20 protein-coding genes are annotated in these 19,843 nt (G+C 69.2%); 7 read left to right on the forward strand and 13 right to left on the reverse strand.

All coding sequences use genetic code 11. From position 1 onward, the window contains the following. Window positions 1-56 precede the first annotated feature (56 nt). Window positions 57-1,757 (forward strand): hypothetical protein, encoded by a 1,701-nt coding sequence (locus ACIA75_RS10515; protein ID WP_397102246.1) that lies wholly within the window; start codon window positions 57-59, stop codon window positions 1,755-1,757. Between the two features lie 49 nt (window positions 1,758-1,806). On the opposite strand, the gene ACIA75_RS10520 is transcribed toward ACIA75_RS10515, so the two are convergent. Continuing rightward, window positions 1,807-2,601, reverse strand: coding sequence for a thioesterase family protein (locus tag ACIA75_RS10520; RefSeq protein WP_397102248.1), 795 nt, complete (start codon window positions 2,599-2,601; stop codon window positions 1,807-1,809). Between the two features lie 471 nt (window positions 2,602-3,072). Between ACIA75_RS10520 and ACIA75_RS10525 the strand changes: the two genes are divergently transcribed. Further along, window positions 3,073-3,726, forward strand: a complete 654-nt coding sequence (locus ACIA75_RS10525; protein ID WP_397102250.1) for a GntR family transcriptional regulator — start codon at window positions 3,073-3,075, stop codon at window positions 3,724-3,726. Continuing rightward, a complete protein-coding gene (locus ACIA75_RS10530; protein WP_397102252.1) occupies window positions 3,723-4,922 on the forward strand; it encodes an MFS transporter in 1,200 nt (399 codons plus the stop codon). The genes ACIA75_RS10525 and ACIA75_RS10530 overlap by 4 nt, the downstream gene beginning before the upstream one ends. A gap of 235 nt (window positions 4,923-5,157) precedes the next feature. Here ACIA75_RS10530 and ACIA75_RS10535 read toward each other — a convergent pair whose 3' ends face one another. From ACIA75_RS10535 to ACIA75_RS10550, 4 genes are all read right to left on the reverse strand, one after another. After that, window positions 5,158-6,381 (reverse strand): NAD(P)/FAD-dependent oxidoreductase, encoded by a 1,224-nt coding sequence (locus tag ACIA75_RS10535; RefSeq protein ID WP_397102254.1) that lies wholly within the window; start codon window positions 6,379-6,381, stop codon window positions 5,158-5,160. A 121-nt stretch (window positions 6,382-6,502) separates the two neighbouring features. Further along, window positions 6,503-6,988: an RrF2 family transcriptional regulator gene (locus tag ACIA75_RS10540; protein ID WP_397102256.1), complete on the reverse strand. Its 486-nt coding sequence runs from the start codon at window positions 6,986-6,988 to the stop codon at window positions 6,503-6,505. A 226-nt stretch (window positions 6,989-7,214) separates the two neighbouring features. Next, window positions 7,215-7,508 carry a hypothetical protein gene (locus ACIA75_RS10545; protein ID WP_397102258.1) on the reverse strand — a complete coding sequence of 98 codons (294 nt, stop codon included), beginning with the start codon at window positions 7,506-7,508 and terminating at the stop codon, window positions 7,215-7,217. Then, on the reverse strand, window positions 7,495-8,418 hold the full coding sequence (locus tag ACIA75_RS10550; protein ID WP_397102260.1) for a LysR substrate-binding domain-containing protein: 924 nt from the start codon (window positions 8,416-8,418) through the stop codon (window positions 7,495-7,497). The genes ACIA75_RS10545 and ACIA75_RS10550 overlap by 14 nt, the downstream gene beginning before the upstream one ends. Before the next feature lie 106 nt (window positions 8,419-8,524). Between ACIA75_RS10550 and kdgD the strand changes: the two genes are divergently transcribed. The 4 genes from kdgD to ACIA75_RS10570 all read left to right on the forward strand — a co-directional run bounded on the left by kdgD (window position 8,525) and on the right by ACIA75_RS10570 (window position 13,699). Next, complete coding sequence (kdgD, locus tag ACIA75_RS10555) at window positions 8,525-9,439, forward strand: 5-dehydro-4-deoxyglucarate dehydratase (protein WP_397102262.1); 915 nt, start codon at window positions 8,525-8,527, stop codon at window positions 9,437-9,439. Next, complete coding sequence (locus ACIA75_RS10560; protein ID WP_397102264.1) at window positions 9,440-11,029, forward strand: aldehyde dehydrogenase (NADP(+)); 1,590 nt, start codon at window positions 9,440-9,442, stop codon at window positions 11,027-11,029. Between the two features lie 391 nt (window positions 11,030-11,420). Further along, window positions 11,421-13,010, forward strand: coding sequence for an AMP-binding protein (locus ACIA75_RS10565; protein WP_397102266.1), 1,590 nt, complete (start codon window positions 11,421-11,423; stop codon window positions 13,008-13,010). Window positions 13,011-13,258: 248 nt separating this feature from the next. Next, window positions 13,259-13,699, forward strand: a complete 441-nt coding sequence (locus ACIA75_RS10570) for a hypothetical protein (RefSeq protein WP_397102267.1) — start codon at window positions 13,259-13,261, stop codon at window positions 13,697-13,699. A 165-nt stretch (window positions 13,700-13,864) separates the two neighbouring features. On the opposite strand, the gene ACIA75_RS10575 is transcribed toward ACIA75_RS10570, so the two are convergent. The 8 genes from ACIA75_RS10575 to ACIA75_RS10610 form a co-directional block, all read right to left on the reverse strand. Continuing rightward, entirely contained in the window at window positions 13,865-14,131 is a 267-nt protein-coding gene (locus tag ACIA75_RS10575) for a type II toxin-antitoxin system RelE/ParE family toxin (RefSeq protein ID WP_397102269.1), read from the reverse strand. Further along, window positions 14,128-14,406: a type II toxin-antitoxin system prevent-host-death family antitoxin gene (locus ACIA75_RS10580; protein WP_397102271.1), complete on the reverse strand. Its 279-nt coding sequence runs from the start codon at window positions 14,404-14,406 to the stop codon at window positions 14,128-14,130. The genes ACIA75_RS10575 and ACIA75_RS10580 overlap by 4 nt, the downstream gene beginning before the upstream one ends. A 62-nt stretch (window positions 14,407-14,468) precedes the next feature. Further along, complete coding sequence (locus ACIA75_RS10585) at window positions 14,469-15,200, reverse strand: TetR/AcrR family transcriptional regulator (RefSeq protein ID WP_397102273.1); 732 nt, start codon at window positions 15,198-15,200, stop codon at window positions 14,469-14,471. 11 nt (window positions 15,201-15,211) lie between these two features. Continuing rightward, window positions 15,212-16,411, reverse strand: a complete 1,200-nt coding sequence (locus ACIA75_RS10590) for a thiolase C-terminal domain-containing protein (RefSeq protein ID WP_397102275.1) — start codon at window positions 16,409-16,411, stop codon at window positions 15,212-15,214. A 194-nt stretch (window positions 16,412-16,605) separates the two neighbouring features. Next, window positions 16,606-17,760 (reverse strand): thiolase domain-containing protein, encoded by a 1,155-nt coding sequence (locus ACIA75_RS10595; protein ID WP_397102277.1) that lies wholly within the window; start codon window positions 17,758-17,760, stop codon window positions 16,606-16,608. Further along, window positions 17,757-18,827, reverse strand: coding sequence for a lipid-transfer protein (locus ACIA75_RS10600; protein WP_397102279.1), 1,071 nt, complete (start codon window positions 18,825-18,827; stop codon window positions 17,757-17,759). Before ACIA75_RS10600 ends, ACIA75_RS10595 begins: the two co-directional genes overlap by 4 nt. Beyond that, window positions 18,820-19,293 carry a Zn-ribbon domain-containing OB-fold protein gene (locus ACIA75_RS10605; RefSeq protein WP_397102281.1) on the reverse strand — a complete coding sequence of 158 codons (474 nt, stop codon included), beginning with the start codon at window positions 19,291-19,293 and terminating at the stop codon, window positions 18,820-18,822. Before ACIA75_RS10605 ends, ACIA75_RS10600 begins: the two co-directional genes overlap by 8 nt. Beyond that, entirely contained in the window at window positions 19,290-19,751 is a 462-nt protein-coding gene (locus tag ACIA75_RS10610) for a DNA-binding protein (RefSeq protein ID WP_397102283.1), read from the reverse strand. The genes ACIA75_RS10605 and ACIA75_RS10610 overlap by 4 nt, the downstream gene beginning before the upstream one ends. Window positions 19,752-19,843: the final 92 nt, after the last annotated feature.

Genomic DNA, 19,843 nt, shown 5'->3' on the forward strand with positions numbered 1-19,843 from the left:
ATCAGGGTTCTGTCAGGAAGCGGAACCACCCGCGGCCAGGCGAAATAGCTTGCTGTGTGGGTATTTTCGACTTGGATTTCTCCGGGGCGGATGCCGGAAGTCTTATCGGCGGAGCGGTGGCCGGAGGTTTCCTCGGCCCGCCGGGAGCCTTTCTCGGGGCCATGGCAGGTTCGTTCCTCGGCGCAACTCTGGTCGACGACAAGAATATGGGCGACGCGGTGGAGGAGGCCCTCGTCGCCGGTATCGGCGGTGTGGGCGGGGCCTGGGGAGCGAATCTGGCGGGAAAGCTCGTCAAAGAGGGTGTGGAGAAGGGGCTGGCCAAGGCCGCGGACACCGGGATCGCCGGGGCGGTCAAGCGGCATGTGGACCACAAAGCGGGGTTGGTCCTGGTGCACGGTCCCAAACGCGAGGGTGGGGTGCTCGCGGCATTGGGTGGCGGTTTCGGCGCCTATGCGGTCTCGCCGCAGTCCCCGCAGATCGTCTCGATCGAGACCAGCGATATCGGCAACGGCGGATGTCCCGCGGCGATGTCGAACCTGCAGATGCCGGCCGACCTCACCGGGGCCGGTGCGGTCGGCGAGATGTATCTGAGCCTGCCCGGCTATCTCTGCTCGGTATGGAAGAGTTTCGGGACCGGCGAGCGGACCCCGCCCCCCACACCGGAACTGCCGGAGAACGTCAGTGACACGGAGACGTCCGGTGTGCCCGACTACAGCAAGAAAGCGCAGCGTCTCAACACCGTCATGGCCGGTTTCGCCGAGCTCGACGCCGCAGCGCTCACGGTGATCGCGAACGGCGCCGATCGGGTCTCCGACGAGGGACATCTGGCGGTCGATTCGCTCATCGAGACCGTCAATACGCGGGCAGGCGCCGCCCCGCCTCCCGGAACGTCGGTGCCGGCGCATGCCCTCGACGTGCTGAACGACGCCTTCGGGCGGGGCCGGGAAATCCTGAGCCAGGCGGTTGCCGCGAACAACCGGACCGCCGGTGATGTCCAGAGTCTCACCGACCGGCTCAACGCCCTGCAGGAGCGGTTCGACGAACATATGGCGCAGCATCCGCCCGCGATCACCGTGCCATCGCATCCCGGAATCCCGGGCGCGACACCGCAGTATCCAGGGGACGCGGCCCCGCCGGTTCCCGGGACCCCGGGCGAGGCGCCGCAGTATCCCGAAAACAACCCGGGGGCGCCGCACTACCCGACCGCGCCACCCGGCACCCCCGAGGGGACACCCGGGGCGCGGGTTCCGGGTCCGGCCACGGAAAACGACCGGCCGGGAATCATGCCGGAGCAATCCGGCCGGCCCACCACGCGCGGTACGGCGGGTCCCGGATCACCCGGGTCGTCCACGACACCGTGGACACCACGTGCCGGGACCTGGCACAGCGAGGAGGGTGTCGTCGATCCGCAGCAGTCGGGCAACGCCGCGGAATCGGTGGTACCCGCGCCGGTTTCGCCCGGAGCGTCGGTGGTGCCGTCCGCCTATTCCACCTCGGTGGCCGGGCCGGGGACCGCACCGTCGACGGCGGCCACGGCCGGTGCCATCCCGGCCACCACGGTGCCGGGCCGCACGCCGTGGACAGATACCGGCGCCCATCCCGCACGTGCCGTTCCCGCCGCGAGCTACGTTTCCGCGCCGGTGAGCACCCGCGGCCGAACCGACGCGGCACCCCGGATATCCGAGCCCACGGGCGAGGCGCAAGCCGGCGACGGCAATTCCGAAGTCCTGCCGGCCTACATCGCCTCGCGGGCCTGACGGCCGGCACCGGGCGCGGTGGCCGATACCGGCAGCATCCGGTGCGCGGTCAGCGGGGGCCGATGAACAGTGTCTGGGTGCTGCGGCCCAGCGGGCCCTTCTCGTCGAAGAGCGCGGATTCGGCCATGCCGATACCGTGCGGCTGGGGGTGGGTGACCGCGTCGAGGCAGACCCATTCACCGGCCGGTTGCCGGTGCAGGGTGACCGTCAGGTCGGTGTTGATGAACAGGTAGCTGTTCCAATCCAGGACGGAACTGACACCGTTACCGGAATCGGCGGCGGCGAGTGTGCGTTCCAGCGGGCTCGGGGTGGTGCCCGCGACGATCGGGTACTTCAGCCGGATCCAGCACACCGCCGGGCCGGGTTCGGCGAAAGTGCCTGCGGCGAAACGGTATTCGATTCCGGTGTGGAAGCCGGCGGGCTGGGTGGAGGGGAACGGTTCCGGTTCCGGTGCCCGTTCGGGGCCGGGTCGCGAGCCGGTCGGAAGGAACTGTGCCGGCAGGTCCAGGTCCTGTTCCGCGAGTTTGAACCGCCAGGCGTTCGCGCGCATCACCGGACCGCGGTCGCTGGACAGCGTGGCCTCGATCAGTTCGACGCTACGACCGGGTCGCACCAGCCGGGCCTCCGCGGTGAGCGGGGCCAGCGGGACCGGGCCGAGGATCTCGACCGCGACGCGGCCCACCTGGAAGCCGGGCCGGGGTTCACACCGCTCGATCACATGCCCGAGCAGCGCGGACGGCGGGCCGGCGTGCTGGGCGTCGGGCGACCACGGACCGCGAGTCAGTTCGGTGGAGACGAACCGCTGCGGGTCCGCGGGGTCGGGGAGGTAGAAGGCCTCGTGCACGTCATTGTCCGTTCGTCGCTCGGCGGTCGCCGCTGGTCGTACCGTGTCCCGACGTTACCGACCGTCTCTCGTGGTGGTGCGACCGATGCTCTGGTGCGAGGGGGTGGGACATGGGCCGGCTCAGTGTTCTGAGAGCTTCCCGGTGGGGTCGGCTGATCCTGCGGTGGCGGAGCCGGGTGGTGAGTCGGCCGGTCCGCGGTTGTAGCGGACCGAACGATCACCCCGGCACGCGACCACCTGACCGGCCGCGGCCTGAAATGCGCGCCGGCCGGTTCGCAACCTGGGATGGCTCGGTGACGAGCCGGTGTGGTGAAACGGGCACGGCAGCGGCGGCGACCCCCGAGCTGGTTCAGGCGCTGTACCCGGTGGGAGTTCGGGGCGCTACGGGCTCGATCCGAAGCGCCGGGAGTCGCGCGTGAACTGGGGTACATGCTTGCATACAAGCTTGTATCTATCAGCTAGAGTAGCTGCGTGCCGACCATTTCCAGCCCCTCCGAGCCCCCGGTGAGCGCAGCCGATCGGGCCTACCAGCTCACCAAAGAGCTCGTGCTCTCCGGCGAACTCCCCGGCGGCCACCTTTTCAGTGAGACCGAGATCGCCGGTCGGCTCGGGCTGAGCCGGACCCCGGTGCGCGAGGCATTCGTCCGGTTGCAGGCCGAAGAACTGCTCACGCTGGTACCGAAGCGCGGTGCGATCGTGGCACCGGTCCCGCCGGGTGAGGCCGAAGATGTGCTGGACGCCCGGGAAGCGGTGGAGAGCGCCGCGGTACGCCGGTTGCTGCGCACCCCGGAGCGGATACCGGCGGCTGTCGAGCAGCTGCGGGCCGCGCTCGAGGTGCAGCGCGAGCGGGCCGCGGAGGCGGATCTGCATGCGTTCGCGGAGGCCGACGAACGGTTCCATCGCACCCTGGTCGAGGCCGGGGGCAATACCTTGCTGATCCGTTTCTACACCGGGCTGGCCGATCGGCAGCGCCGGATGAACGTGGCCGCGCTGGGCCCCGTGCCCGACCACATCCCGGTTGTCCTGCGCGAGCACGGCGAGCTTATCGAGATCATCGAATCCGGGAATGCCACCGCGTTCACCACCGCCCTGCGCGCGCACCTGGACGGGACGCACCGGCGATGACGAACCGTTCCTGGCAGGCGGCTCTCGCCGCGATCTTCGTCTCGGCGTGGGGCGGTAACCAGTTCACCCCGCTGCTGGTGATGTACCGCGACGCGGGTTATTCGGCGCTGACCGTGAACGCGCTGCTCGGTGCCTACGTGCTCGGTCTCGTCCCCGGCCTGCTGATGACGGGTGGGCTGTCCGAGCGGTTCGGCCGGCGTCCGGTCGCGATCAGCGGGGTGCTGGCCTCCCTGACCGCGAGCCTGCTGCTGGCGGCCGGGGTGTCCGGGGTGGGCTGGATCGCCGCGGGCCGGCTGATCACCGGGTTCGGGGTCGCGGTGGCCATGGCGGTGGGCACGACCTGGGTCACCGAATTATGTGACCGCGCCGGTGCCGCCCCCGGCACCGGAGCCCGCCGTGCCGCGCTCTGGCTCACCGCGGGTTTCGCGCTGGGCGCGGCCGTGGCCGGTGGCCTCGCGCAGTGGGGGCCGGCGCCCATGGTCACGCCGTATCTCGTGCACGCACTGCTCGCGCTCGCGGTGCTGCCGTTCGTGTTCCGGGTGCCGGAAACCGGAGTGCCGGGTATGCCCGCCCGCGGGCAGTTCGCCGGTTTACGCCACCCGCGTTTCCGCCGGGTGATCCTGCCGATGGCACCCTGGATCTTCGGATCGGCGGGGGTGGCCTACGCGATCATGCCGCAGCTCGTCGGCGACCGGGTCGGGCAATGGAGTCTGCTGTATTCGACGACGCTGACAGTCGGCACTCTGGTCGCCGGCACCCTCGTGCAACCGCTGGCGAAACGGCTCGACCGGACGACCAGTGCCCGCGCGGTGATCGTCTCGATGACGCTGATGCCGCTGGGTCTGCTGATCAGCACGGTCGCCGCGATCGTCCGCTCACCCGCGCTCGCGCTGGCCGCGGCGCTCGCGCTGGGCTGCGCGTACGGGATCGCGCTGGTCTCCGGCCTGCTGGAATTGCAACGGCTGGCGGCACCGCACGAACTCGCCGCCCTCACCGGCGCCTATTACGCGCTCGCCTACGTCGGGTTCCTGCTACCCTCTCTGCTCAGCCTCCTCAGCTCGGCAGCGGACTACCCCGTCCTGCTCGGCGCGCTGGTGCTGGTGGCGCTGTCGGGTACCGCGGTCATCCTGCGGTATTCCCGGGCACACCTGCCTGCGGACGAGGTCGCGGAGCAGGAATTGGCCGGCGCGCGATGACCGGCGACACCGCGACCCGCGTTCGACGGGTGCGGTGGGCAAACCACGGACGTCCGATTGCCACCCGGCCGTGCCTATGCGAGCCGACGCCGAAGCAGCGTCTCCTCGAGCGGCCGGAGACTGTCGCCACCGTGGCGTCCGGCCCCGCCGAATTCAGCTCGGCCGTCACGCAGCCCACCCGCGGAGCAGGCCCAGTACAGCGGTAAGGGGCCGATCGCACGGACCGGTGGGTTGCTCACACCGGCGGGGTTCCGGCGATCTGGCGGACCGAGAACCGGTAATCGGCCTGACGCAGGAGTTCGTCCGGATCGTCGGTGGGCGGGTAGATCCACAGTTCGTTGACCTTGCGCTTACGGTCCTTCGCGACCGCCCCGGTCGCGACTACCCGGCGATCCCACCCGTTGGTGAACACCGCGCCGTGGGAGCCCAGATCGAGGCAGGTGACGTACGGGCTCGTGGTGAACGGCACCGCGGGAAGCCCCAGCAGATCGGCGGCGGCATTGTGGCCCGCGAATTTGCCCAGTTGCAGGGCGTGCTGGCAGCACTGCATCACCTGGTGGCCCGGTTCGGCCGCCGCTGCGGCGGTATCACCGGCCGCGTAGACCTGCGGCACTCCGGTAACCGCCAGGTTCTCGTCCACGTCCAACCGGCCCAGCCGGTCGCGGGTGCCGGGGATCCCGGCGGTGAGTCCATTGGCACGCACCCCCGCCGTCCAGATCGCGGTCCGAGTGGCGAGGTGCGTGCCGTCGGACAACGTGACCCGATCCGGTTCCACCGACGCCACGCTCACCCCGAGCCGGTATTCCACACCCAGGGCTGCCAGGGCGTCGGAGATCTCCGAGCGTGGCCCGGGTCCGAGTTCCGGCCCGATGGTGTCTGCCCGTTCCACCAAGACCACCCGGGTCTTGTCGCCGGGTGCGCGGGCCGCGGCGAGCGCGCCGAGCCGGTCGGCCAGTTCGGTGGCGATCTCCAGGCCGGTGAATCCCGCGCCGATGACGACGGCGGTGAACCGGCCGTCCCCGGATGGAAGTTCCGGGAGCCGGTTCAGGTGGGCGTCCAAGTCTGTGGCCGTGGGCATTGTGTCCACGTCGAACAGCAGCTCGGCGCCGGGCAGTTCCGGCCGGACCAGTTCGCTTCCGGTGGCGAGAATCAAACGGTCGTAGCCGATTTCGGCGATCCGGCCCGTTTCGTCGACTGTGGTCACGGACCGTCCGGAGGTATCGATTCCGGTCGCCGCGGCCGCGATCCGGCGCACACCGACGGGTCCGAGGATCCGGTCCAGCGAGACCCGCATCCGTTCCGGTTCGGCCTGGTACAGCCGTGGGCGGATCACCAGATCGTCGCCGGGGGAGATCAGGGTGACCGGCAGCTCACGACCTGCCGCACGGCCCAGGCGAACCGCACCGGCCGCGCTCCACACTCCGGCGAAACCGCCGCCCACCACCACTATTCCGGACACACTCGTCTCCTTGCCGGTGTGAAGGTTTCGAACAGTTCCCGGGCGATCGCGCAATCGTGTGGATGATCGGGTATCCGTCCTCGGTTGCCGAGACCCGGGCAGAGCTCCCGAGGGTTTCGCATCAGCCGGCCTTCGTGGCGTTCGCGAGCTCGCGCCGAGTGCGTTCCGCGGAGCTCGCCGGTGCCGCGGCGGCCAGATCGGCGATGGTCTGCGCCGCCAGTTCGCGCCGCCAGGCCAGCTCCGCGCGGCGCATGGCCATCGCGATACCGCACGGGTGAGCGAAATCCGTGGTCGCGGTACGACCGCTGTGCCCGCGCTGCCGGATCTCGGTACAGCGGAACGGATCGGTGCCGCCTTCGATCGCGGTCACGACATCGAGCAGCGTGATCTGCTCCGGTGGCCGCGCCAAGCCGAACCCGCCTCGCACGCCGGGGGTCGAGGTGAGGATCCCGGCGCGGATGAGGGCCTGCAGGCGCTTCTTCAGGTACTCCACGGGGAGGTCGAACCATGCGGCCAGCCGTGCGATCGAGACCGGCCAGTGCTCCTCGGTCCAGGCCAGGGTTACGCAGCAGTGCAGGCTCCACTCGACGCCTTCACCCATTTTCATAACGGGGATATTAGATGTCCCTATTTGCGGAAGCAAGTGCCGATGGCAACGCCGCTGGCCAGGGGAGTCCCCGGCTGCTGCGGCGAGTCGCGGTCCGGGAGTGATTACGGCGAAGCCCCGACACTCGTGGAAGGGTGCCGGGGCTGTCGGATTTCACGGTCCGGTGTTCGGGCCGGCCGCCCGGCCCGGCGGACTGTGCCGCGCGGGCGGTGGTAGGTGCCGTTCGTCAGCGCGACGCGGGTTTGCCCAGATCGGTCAGCGGCACGCGGTAGGCTTCGCGGGCCGTGAACGCCGACAGCGCGCACACCACGCAGCACACGGCGACCAGGCAGGCCACCGGCAGCCAGTTGGTGCGGCTGTCCCCGACCAGGGTCCAGGCGATGGTGGGCGCGAACCCGGCCGCTGCGAAGCCGAGCTCTGGCGGCACGGTCCGCTCACCCTCGCGGTCGATGCCACCCCCGGCGCGGTGTGGACCGCGCCCGGCATACCCGCCGACCTGCCCGTCCTCACCCGCCGTCACGTGACACCCGAGCATCCGCGGCCCCGGTATCCGCTCGGGCCAGCTCCGGGATCAATCGCGCCAGTGCGGGGTTCTCATTGCCCTGTCGCCAGACGAGGTCCAATTCGACTCGCGCCCCCACCTCGGCGAGCGGTCGGTACACCACCTGATCGAAGCGCATCCCCGCCGCCGATTCGGGCACCAGTGCGACGCCCCAGCCCAGGTTGACCAGCGCCAGGATGCTGTGCACCTGGGTCATGTACTGCGTGACCACCGGAACCACGGACGCGGCGTGTAGCACGGTCGTGACGAGTTCGTGGAAGTACCGTGCCTCCACCGGCGCGTGCATCACCATGTCGGCGCCGTGCAGTGCGGTGACCGGTAACTCCCCGGTGGTCTCGGCCAGCGGATGAGCGGCGGGTATCGCCGCGATCAACCCTTCCTGGACGAAGGTGCGGGTGAGCAGGTCCGGGCGGGTCACCGGCGGGCGGACCATCCCCAGGTCCAGCGCCCCCTCCGACAGCGCCTCCACCTGGTCCATCGTCACCATCTCGCGTAATTCGACATCGACATCCGGTAGTGCCGCGCGCGCCGCCGCCAGTACGCGGGGTAATCCCGAGTGCACGCTGGCTCCGGTGAAGCCGAGACGCAGGACGCCGCCGGTACCGGCCGAGACCCGTCGGACCGCGAGCGTGGCCCGCTCCGCCTGCTGCAGCAGGCGGCGGGCGTCGAGCAGGAACGCGCGCCCGGCCCGGGTCAGCTTCACCGTGCGGTTGGAGCGGTCGAACAGTTCGGCGCCCACCGCCTTCTCCAGGAGCTGGATCTGCCGGCTCAGCGGCGGCTGGGTCATCCGGAGCCGTTCGGCGGCGCGGCCGAAGTGCAATTCCTCTGCCACGGCGACGAAATGGGTGAGCTGGACAAACGTGAACATCCGATACCGATCTTGTATTGATGGATATGTAATCAGTGTTGGACGTGAATCATAAGTGGTTCCTAGGCTGAGGTCAGCAGGTCCCCCCGATCAGGAGCGCACAGCCATGACCACTGCCTCTCCGCAGGAAATCGCCAGGAAGCTGGGCTCCGGCCTGCTGTCCTTCCCGGTCACCCACCTGCGTGCCGACGGCTCGTTCGACGAAGCCGCCTACCGGGACAACCTCGCCTGGCTCGGCGGCCACGGCGCCGCCGGCCTGTTCGCCGCCGGCGGGACCGGCGAGTTCTTCTCGCTCACCCCGGCCGAGGTGGAACAGGTCGTCACCGCCGCGGTACAGGAGGCGCCGGAGGGGCTGCCGGTGATCGCGCCCGCCGGGTACGGCACCGCGACCGCGGTCGAGATGGCCCGGGCCGCCGAGCGCGCCGGTGCCCACGGCATCCTCCTGTTGCCGCCCTACCTGACCGAGGCGAGTCAGGAAGGTCTGGTCGAGCATGTGCGGCAGGTCTGCGCGGCCACCGACCTGGGCGTGATCATCTACTCGCGCGCGAATGCCGCCTACACGGAATCGGCGGTGGCCGAACTCGCCGAGAGCTGCCCGAACCTGATCGGCTTCAAGGACGGTATCGGCAATATCGAGCAGATGACCCGGATCTACGCGGGCCTCGGGGACCGCCTCATCTATGTCGGCGGGCTGCCGACCGCGGAGATGTTCGCCCTGCCGTATCTCGCGCTGGGCGTCACCACCTACTCCTCGGCGATCTTCAACTTCGTTCCCGAATTCGCCCTCGACTTCTACAACGCTCTGCGTCGCGGCGACACCGTGTTGGTCCTGAATGCGCTGAACGAGTTCGTGATCCCGTACTGCGATCTGCGCAACCGAAAACCCGGGTATGCGGTGAGCATCGTCAAAGCGGGTATGAAGGTGGTGGGCCGCCCGGCGGGCCCGGTGCGCAGCCCGCTGACCGACCTCGACGAATCCGAACTGGCCGAACTGGCCGACCTCGTGAAAAAGGTGAGCTGAATGACCACCGCCGAACTCCTCACCGGCGCCAACCTCGTCGGGACGGCCGAGATACCCGGAGCCACAAGCGCTTTCCGGGCGGTGAACCCCGTGACCGGTACCGCGCTGGAACCGGAATACCGGGCAGCCGACGCCGCCACCGTCGCCCGCGCGGCGGCCGCCGCCTGGTCGGCGTTCGCCGGATACCGGGCCACCGATTTCACCCGGCGCGCGGCCTTCCTGGACAGCATCGCCGGTGAAATCGAGAACCTGGGGGAGGACCTGGCACAGCGGGCCGTCGCCGAATCCGGATTGCCGGAGGCACGGATTCGCGGTGAGATCGCCCGCACCACCGGCCAGTTGCGGCTCTTCGCCGACGTCGTCCGGGAAGGCAGCTGGACCGGCGCCCGGCTGGACCGGCCCGATCCGGCCCGCGCTCCGCTGCCCAAACCCGATCTGCGCCAACGCCGCATCCCGCTTGGTCCGGTGGCCGTCTTCGCGGCGAGCAACTTCCCGCTCGCGTTCTCGGTGGCCGGTGGCGATACCGCGTCGGCATTGGCGGCCGGGGCCCCGGTGGTGGTCAAGGCGCATCCGTCGCATCCCGGTACCTCCGAACTGGTGGCCCGGGCGGTGCTCGCGGCGGTTCGCGAACACGGCCTGCCCGAGGGGACTTTCGCGCTGGTCCACGGCGGTGTCGAGACCGGCCTCGCGCTCGTTCGGGATCCGCATATCCGCGCGGTCGGCTTCACCGGATCCCGGCAGGCCGGGCTGGCGCTGACGGCGGCCGCCGCGGCGCGCCCGGTGCCGATCCCCGTGTTCGCCGAAATGTCCAGTGTCAACCCGGTATTCGTCCTCCCCGGCGCTCTGGCCGAACACGGGGCCCGGCTCGGCGCCGAATTCGTGGCCTCGCTGACCACCGGTGTCGGGCAGTTGTGCACCAGTCCCGGCTTGGTCTTCCTGGCCGACGGACCGGGAGCCGACGAGTTCGTGGCCGCGGCCACCGCGGCGGTCGGTGCGGCGTCCGGCGCACCGATGCTCAACGCCGGTATCGCCGCATCCTTCGCCGCCGGGGTCGAGCGGCTGACCGGTACCGACGGAGTCGAACTCGCCGCGACCGGGACGGCCGGCGCCGCGAGTTGCTCCGGCAATCCGAACCTGTTCGTCACCACCGCCGCGCGATTCCGCGCCGACCGGGAGCTGCAGGACGAAGTATTCGGCCCGAGTTCGATCATCGTGCGCGCCGCCGACACCGCCGAACTGCTCGCGCTGGCCGGCGAGCTGGAGGGCCAGCTCACCGCCACGGTGCATACCACCGCCGCCGACCGGGAAACGGCCCGGCCGCTGCTCGGCACATTGGAACTGATCGCGGGCCGCGTGTTGTTCGACGGCTGGCCGACGGGTGTGGAAGTCGGGCACGCGGTCGTCCACGGTGGACCGTTCCCGGCCACCAGCGCACCCGCGACCACGTCCGTGGGGTCCCGTGCGATCGAACGTTTCCTGCGCCCGGTGAGTTATCAGAACGTGCCCGAGGAGCTGCTCGCCGACGAGATCCGCGCGGAGAACCCGCTCGGAATCTGGCGCCGGGTGGACGGGGCGGTCACCCGGGATTGATCTTCCGGTGGACCGGTCCGCGGCAGGATCCGCCGCGGCAGTACGGTCGCGCCGGAGCGTAGCGCGGCCGGAATCTGCAGAGCCCTGCTCCCAAATCTTCGGAGCAGGGCTTTTGCGCGCCGAGGGCACGGTTCCGCCGTCCCGGACACGGGCAGGCGTGACCGGTTCCCGTCGACGCTGTCCGACGGACCGGAACCCGCGGGCGGATCGAGTCTTGTGTACTTCGGTGCGGGCAAAGTAGAACGTGTTATAGTTTTCCAGGTTTGCGAGCCTCGGTGGACGGTTCCCGGGCCGCGGTGTCCCGCGGGGTACACCGGCGACCCGGGGCCACACCGGAGCACCGGTCAACTTCGCTGGGCCGCTCGCGCGAGCGGGCCCGAAAGGCAGACGAATGAACACTGAACCGCACGTGGACGACACCGGCCTACTGCACCGCGAGCCCCTCTCGGTGGATCTGCTGGGTAAAGCTCTCGAGCGTTATGCCGACCGCACCGCGGTCCATATCGACGACGCCACCCTCACCTACCGCGACGTGCGGGATCAGATCAGCCGGTTCGCGCAGGCGCTGGCCGCCGCCGGGCTGGGCGTCGGGTCGCCGGTGGCGGTCCTGTCGGCGAACCGGCCGGAGGTCCTGTTCGCCCAGGGCGCCAACAATGTGAACGGTTCCCGGGCCATGGCCCTGCATCCGATGGGTTCCCTCGACGACCACGCGTATGTGCTCGAGGATGCCGGCGTGGAAACGCTCATCTTCGACCCGACCGGATTCGACGAGCGCGCCGCGCAACTGCGCGACAAGGTCCCCGGACTGCGGAACTTGTTCTCGTTCGGCCCCTCGGAAGCGGGGACCGACCTCATCGAGCTGGCCGCCGGTCTCACCCCCGGCCCGCTGGTTGCGCCCGACGTAGACCCCAACGCCACGATGAGCCTGGCCTACACCGGCGGCACCACCGGGAAGCCCAAGGGTGTCGAGATGAGCTTCCGGGGCAGCGCCACCATGCTGCGTATCCAGATGACCGAATGGGAGTGGCCGGACGAGGTCCGCTTCCTGGTGTGCACCCCGCTCAGCCACGCCGGCGCCGCCTTCTGGAACCCGACCGCCCAGCAGGGCGGTTCCATTGTGGTGCTGCCGTACTTCCATCCGACCAAGGTCCTCGAGGCGATCGAGAAGTACAAGATCACCGCGACGATGCTGGTTCCCACCATGTTGTACGCGCTGCTCGACAGCCCCGACCTGGACAAGTACGACCTCTCCAGCCTGAAGACGGTCTTCTACGGCGCCTCCGCGATCTCACCGACCCGGCTGGCCGAGGCGATCGAGAAATTCGGCCCGATCTTCTTCCAGTTCTACGGCCAGGCCGAGAGCCCGATGACCATCTCGGTGCTGCGCCGCGGCGACCACGACCTGAACAAACCGGAACGCCTCGCCAGCTGCGGCCGCCCGGTCCCGTGGCTGAGCGTTGCCCTGCTCGACGAGAAGGGCAACGAGGTACCTCAGGGCGAACCGGGGGAGGTGTGCGTCCGGGGCCCGCTGGTCATGAACGGCTACTTGAACAAACCCGAACAGACCGCCGAGGCAACGGAATTCGGCTGGCTGCACACCGGCGATATCGCCCGCCAGGACGAGGAGGGCTTCCTCTACATCGTCGACCGCAAGAAGGACATGATCGTCTCCGGCGGTTTCAACGTGTACCCGCGCGAGGTCGAAGATGTGCTGTCGGCCCACCCGGCGGTCAGCGCGGCGGCGGTGATCGGTGTGCCGGACGAGAAATGGGGCGAAGCCGTCAAGGCGGTCGTCGTGCTGCGCGAGGGCCGGACGGTATCGGTCGAGGAGTTGCAGACGCTGGTCAAGGACCGCAAGGGAGCCGTCTACACCCCGAAGACCGTCGATTTCGCCGACAGCATCCCGGTCAGCCCGCTCGGCAAGCCGGACAAGAAAGCGCTGCGCGCGCAGTACTGGGGCGAAGGCCGCCAGGTGAACTAGGCGCCGGTGCGACGACCGGGCAGCAAGTACTGCCTGCCCGGTCGTGGGCCGGGCCCGTTCGTCGTTATCACACTGATGCCGGCGGAGCTGTGGACTCGGCCGGGGTGCCGGTTGATAAACTCGGTGCCGCCGTTGAGGATCACCGACAACCATCGCAGCACAGGCACGCTGGACACAGTTCCACGAAATCAGCTCGCGAGCGGGCCACCCGGGTCCGCACGATGGAATCAGTTGGGATGTGATCAACGATGATTACTCTCCACTCCGAGACGAATTCCCCCGCCGGGCACCGGGCCGGACGCGCCGCAGCCGCCGTCACGGGCCTCGGAGCCGTCGCCACCGCCCTCGTTCTCGCGGCCCCCGGCGCCGGTGCGTCACCGCTGAGCGTCGGCGCCGACGCGGGGCGGAGCATGGGCCTCAGCACGCCCTTCGGCACCACCTGCTCCTACGAGGTGCGGGCCGCCGTCGACAACACCACGGAGCCGGTGACCTTCCGCGACAACAACGCGGTGGTCGGGTTCAATCCGCCGACCGTGACGCCCAACGGCAACACCGCCACGACAACGTGGACGCCTCCGAACCCGGGGACACATTTCATCAGCGCCGAGCAGGGCGGCCTGCTGGTGACCTCGGCGCCCATCGAGGTCCGCACCGGAATCAACGCGGGCACCGGTTGCGCGGTGCCCTGACAACTGACCCGCGAAGTCGGCTGCCCCAGGCAACACCCGGATTCGCGGAAACCGAACTCAGCGGCTTCAGGCGGCGGGGACGCGGCGAATCGGCCAGTCCTCGCCGCCACAGCTTTCCTCTCCGGACCTACTGCGTGCCGCCCGCTGAAGAGTTCGGCGGTACATTCACCGCTCGTAGATATCTCGGCGATGCCCGGCAGACACGACCAGGATGATCAGTTTGCCGTCGTCGACTTCGTAAACGAGCCGGTAGTTGCCCACTCGTAGCCGGAATCCGCTCCGGCCGGTGAGAGCCTTGACGTCCACACCATCGCGGCGATAGGGGTCATCGCCCAGCAGGGTCAGGGCGACGAGCAGGCGTAACGCGTCTTCCTGGGGGATCGACCGGAGGGCGCGCCGCGCGGCAGGGGTCCAGGTGAACTCGTATTTCACGCGACGGCGTCAGTGTCGGAAGCGAGCACCTCGTCCATCATCTGGCCGAGAGTGATGCGCTCGGGCTCACCGCCTTCGGCCAGTGCTTCGTCGGCCATCCGCCCGAGCTGCTCGTCTTCCCATTCCTCGAGTTTGGCAAGCATGAACAGTGGAATAACGGCGGCGGCCGGTTCGCCGCCGCGCGTGATCACGGTGACGTGGCCGTCGCTGCTCGCGGCGCTCACCACGGAAGGCAGTTGTGCGCGAGCTTCGCGGATGCTCAGCTGGTCGTCCATATCGTCGAGTGTACACGCGGCCGTGTACCAAGCTTGTCGATCGGCGCCGATAGGTGGGTAACTCAGCGGTCGGGTGGGCCGGTGAGGATCGCGGTGACCGTGTCGACGAGTTCGGTGAGCAGCTCGCCGGGGGCGAGCCGGGTTCCGCTGAGTGCGAGCATGCCCTGCAGGCCTTCCGGGTCGCCGAGGGTTTGGAAGGTGAGGTTCATGGCCTGGGTGAGGCGGAAGCGGATGGTGCGCGGGGCGGTGTCCGGTGCGACCCGCTGAAGTAGGTCGTTGAAGCGGCGGGCTTGCGGGGCGAAACCTTCGGTGAGCCGAGTGAGGGCCGGGTGATTGCTACTCATGATGCCGGCGACGAGGCGGATCCACGGTGTGCCGCCGGCGGCCGCCAGTTCGCCGACCGGGCGGACGAAGGCGTCGGCGAGGGCGCGGGCATCCGGTGTCCCGGAGTTCTCCACAGCGTCGAGCAATTCGGCGCGCCGGGCGTGCAGTTGTTCGCTACGCCGGCTGATCAACGCTTCGACCAGGGCGTCCTTGGAGCCGAAATGGTAGTGGACGGACGCGACATTCGCGCCGGCCTCCGCCATCACCGAGCGCAGCGAGACCGCGTCGATCCCGCGTTCGGCGAACAGTCGTTCCGCGGCGCGGATCAGCCGCTGATCGGTGGGTAGATCCGGATCGAGTGCGCCGGCGGGGTCCACCGGGCCCGGGTCCGCGTCGCCTCCGAGTTCCGCACGCGGGGGTGCGGCGGGCCGGTGTGTACCCCGGCCCGTCCGCACCCGGCTTCGCGTCATGATCGAAAACTCTAGGAGACCGCGCCGGGCGCGCCGTAGAGGGTCACCACACAGGCCCCGCCGAGTCCCAGGTTGTGTGCCAGGCCGAGCCGGGCGCCTTCCACCTGACGGTCACCCGCCGCGCCCCGCACCTGAGTAACGAGTTCGGTGCATTGCGCCAAACCGGTGGCGCCCAGCGGATGCCCCTTGGAGATGAGACCACCCGACGGGTTCACGACCCACCGGCCGCCGTATGTGGTGGCACCCGATTCGACCAGCGCCCCGGATTCGCCTTCACCGCACATTCCCAGCGCCTCGTAGGTGAGCAGTTCGTTGATCGAGAAGCAGTCGTGCAGTTCGAGAACGTCGATATCGTCGATTCCCACCCCGGCGGTGTCGAGTACTCGCTGCCCGGCGGTCCGGGCCATGGGCGCGCCCACCACGTCGATCATGGAACCCGATTCGAACGAAGCGCCGGTATCGGTCACCAATTCCTGGGCGAGGATCGGCACCGCCCGATCGAGCCCGTGTTCCCGGACATACCGTTCGCTCACCAGCACAGCCGCGCCGGCGCCGTCGGACATGGGGGAGCACTGGGACCGGGTGAGCGGGTCGGAGACCAGTTTGTCGCCGAGTACCTGGTCGAGGGAGTAGGCGTCCTGGAACTGGGCCTTGGGGTTGCGGGTGGAGTGCTCGTGGTTCTTCACCGCGACCTGGGCGAGTTGTTCCCGCGTCGTCCCGTAGCGCTTCATATGTTCGGTGGCGGCGGCACTGAAGAACTGGGCGGTCATCGGGGCACTGCTGAAACCGGCGGCGGCTTTGAGCGCGTTCATATGCCAGTCGACCGTGGTGACCTTCGGGACGCTGCCGTCACCGGCCATCGCCTGTTTGGTCATCTGCTCGAACCCGACCGCGAGCACGATATCGGCGAATCCGGCCTGCACCCATTCGCGGGCCAGTACCAGTGCCGACGATCCGGTGGCGCAGTTGTTGTTGACATTCACCATCGGGATCCCGGTGAGCCCGACCTCGTAGAGCGCCCGCTGGCCCGCCGTGGACGGCTGGAAAACGTAACCGATGGCGGCCCGCTGCACCTGGTCGTAGCCGATACCGGCATCGGTAAGTGCCTGGCCGACAGCCTCGGCGACCATTTCCGGATAGGTCCAGTCGCGGGACTGGATCTTCTCGAACTTCGTCATCCCGACACCGGCGACGTATACCCGCTCGGTCATGATCTCTCCTCGTTTCGGTGCGGGCCTGCGGTCCGCGATAGTGTCGCTGCCCGGTCAGCGCATACTCGCCGCCCGGGGCCGGGTGAACCTGTGGCTGCCCGGATGTGCGGGGCAGGTGGCCGCGACCGGGCACAGTGCAGCCGCCCGACCAGGGGACGGAAAGCGCCTGTGCGGTCATGACACTGCCCCGCGGATCAGGATTCCGGTGGTTCGGAACCGACCACCCACAGTGCGTGGAACTGGGCGGCCCCGCCCATCGCATGTCCCACGGCCAACCGTGCGTCCGGTACCTGATGCTCGCCCGCGGTGCCGCGCACTTGCATGGCCGCTTCCGCGAACCGCAGCAAACCGGTTGCGCCGGTGGGGTTTCCGGAGAGCACGCCGCCGGAGGGGTTGATCGGCAGGGACCCGCCGAACGCGGTGCGCCCGGAATCGACCACCTTCCAGCCGGCACCGGCCTCGGCCAGGCCCACGTTCTCCAGCCAGATCGGTTCGAACCAGCTGTAGGGGATGTAGAGCTCGGCGGTGTCGATTTCGCGCGCCGGGTCGGTGATTCCCGCCTGCCGGTAAGCGTCGGCGGCGCATTGCCGGCCGGCTTCGGGATTCACCTCGTCGCGACCGGCGAAATGACCGGTCTCGGTGCGCCAGGACATGCCGTGGATCCACGCGGGTGGGCGGCCGGTGTGGTGAGCGTCGTCCGCGCCGGTGATCACCACCGCACACGAACCGTCCGAGGACGGGCACGATTCCAGGAACCGGATCGGATCCCACAGCATCCGCGATTCGCGCACCTGCTCGACCGTGATGTCCGGCAGCTGGATATGCGCGTACGGGTTGCGGGTTGCGTTCAACCGATGATTCACCGCGATCTGCCAGCCGATATGTTCCGGCGCTTCGGAGCGCCGGATGTACTCCCGGATCACCGGCGCGAAATGCGCGCCCGCACCCGCGCCGAGTTGCGCGCTGAACGGCAGCCCGCGTGAGAGTGCCCAGGTGAAATCGCCTTCGGACTCTTTCGAATACGCGACCACCAGCACCCGCCGCGCCAAGCCCGCCTGCACCAGATGCGCACCGTAGATCGCCGCGTGCCCGCCGACGCTGCCGCCGGTGAACACCCGCGTCACCGGGAGGCCGCGCGCCCCCATGGCATCGGCCAGATACAACTCCGGGTTCATCACCCCGTCGAACAGATCGGGCGTTTTCGACAGTACGATCGCATCGATATCGCCGAATTCCAGTTCGGCGTCGGCCATCGCCTCGTCGACGGCTTCGCGCACCATCGCGCCGATGGTGACCTTGCGCTTCTTGGCCTGTTTGCTCTGTCCGATTCCGACAACCGCGAGTTTCACCGGTCTCCCTCCATAAGGCAGATCATGTTCTGCTGGAGCGCGGGCCCGCTGGTGGCGTGTGCCAGGGTGCGGTCCGCGCGACCGGTCAGGATGTGCCGGGCCGCTTCGCCGATGCGGATCAGGCCGGTCGCCGTGGTGGGTCGGGCGACGAGTGGCCCACCGCCGGGATTGATTGTGGCGCCGGATAATTCGAGGGCGCCGGCCAGCAGGGGTTCCTGATAGCTGTATTCGGTGTGCAGTTCGGCGATCTCGACCTCGCGGGCGGTGAATCCGGCCTGCTGTGCAGCCTTGGCCGCGGCGATACCGACAGTATCGACGCCGGTGAGGTTGCGGGTGCCCGGATAGTGCGAGTCCATTCGATGGTCGGCACCGCGCACCCAGGCCGGGCGCTCGGCCAGCCGGCGTGCGGTATCACCGGCCGCGAGCACCAGCACGGCCGCGGCATCGCCGATCGGCCCGCGATCGTGTTCCCGCAGCGGCGACGCCAGATAGGGTGCCGCCAGCAGTTCGTCCACCGTGACCTCGCCGGACACCTGCGCCGCCGGATTGCCCACCGCCGCCGCACGAGCCCGGACGACCACTTCGGCCATCTGCTTCTCGTCCAGTGCCCCGGCCGCGACCAGTGCCTGCGCCTGCAGCGCGGCGAGCGCGTCCTGATGCGGCCGCAGCGGCGCCAGGAAGTAGGGGTCGAGCTGGGTGGATGCCACCTGGTCCAGATCGGTCGCGAGCGACCCGCGCCCGACACCGTAGACGACGGCGATCTCACCCTCGCCGAGCTGCAGCCAGGACCACGCCTCGTAGGCGGCCCACGCCGCGTCCATCTCGACATGTGATTCCGAGATCGGCGGCCACGCGCCCACCGCGTCGAGGGATTCGATATAGGCGAAGGTGCGGCCCTCGTGGAAATCGTGGCTGCCGGACGCCCAGAAATCGACCTCGGTCCGGTCGATTCCGGCCGCGGCCAGCGCTTCCCGCATCACCGGCAGCAGAATCTCCGCCATATCGTCGCGACGGTCGGCGGCCGTGCCCGGTGACTGTGCGAATGCCACCACCCCGATATCACGCATCGGAACCTCCCGCGATCGGCCGGTAATAGCGAATGCTGTTCATGGATGTGTCCAGGTCCTCGTCGGCGCACCACACCGGTTCCACTCGCATACCGATATGGACCTCGCTCGGTTCGACCTCACGGATCAGGTGCATGAGCGTGGTGTCCGCGCCGTCCACCTGGATATACGCGACCAGGTACGGCGGTTCGATCGTCTGGCCGGGGAACGGGAAGTTCACCACGCAGAAGGTTTTCACCACTCCCGCGCCGCCCAGTTCGAACGGTTCGGACAGTTCGACGAGGCAGCGGGAGCAGAACTCCGGCGCGGGCAGATACACCCGTTCGCAGGTTCCGCAGCGGCGGGCCAGCAGGCTGCGGTGGGCCAGCCCGCGCAAGAAGGCCGAGCGGCCGGTGCCGGCGACGAAGGTGTAGTCCACCTTGTGCGGGCTGGTGAACGATTCCACCGGGGCGGGCAGGGTACTCATGACGCCTCCACCGGCTCGAAGCAGACGATATCGCGGATACTGCCGACCCGTTCCGTGCGCCAGCGGGGCTTCACTCGCAGGCCGGCGGTGAGCCGGGTGGGGTCGCCGCCGGTGTCCACGGCATGGAACAGGGCGCCCACGGTGCCGTCGATCGTGATCAGCGCCCAGGCGAAATGATCGGCCTCGATATCGTCGCCCGGCCGGGTGGGCACCCAGGTCCAGTGGGTGAGGGTGCCGGTGGGATCCAGCCGGACCAGCTCACCCGTGGGGGCCGAGTTGGCCGGGTCGAACTCGAGAGCCGGGCAGAGCACCGCCCCGGATTCGGTCCGCACCCCGTACAGTTCGCCGTCGCGCAGACCGCCCAGGAACGTGCCGATCTTCTCGCCGACCGTCCGGTTGTACGGGAATTCGATGGTGTAGGGCGCGGTGAGACTCGCGTCCGGGGGCTCGGCTGTCATCGCTCTCCTGCCGCTCGGGTACACGGCCGGATACCGGACCGCGCCTCGATCGTGACCCGCCCGGCGGGCCGCTGTCAATCACTTGATTGAAT

The sequence above is a fragment of the Nocardia sp. NPDC051750 genome (assembly GCF_044453135.1).
Taxonomy (GTDB): domain Bacteria; phylum Actinomycetota; class Actinomycetes; order Mycobacteriales; family Mycobacteriaceae; genus Nocardia.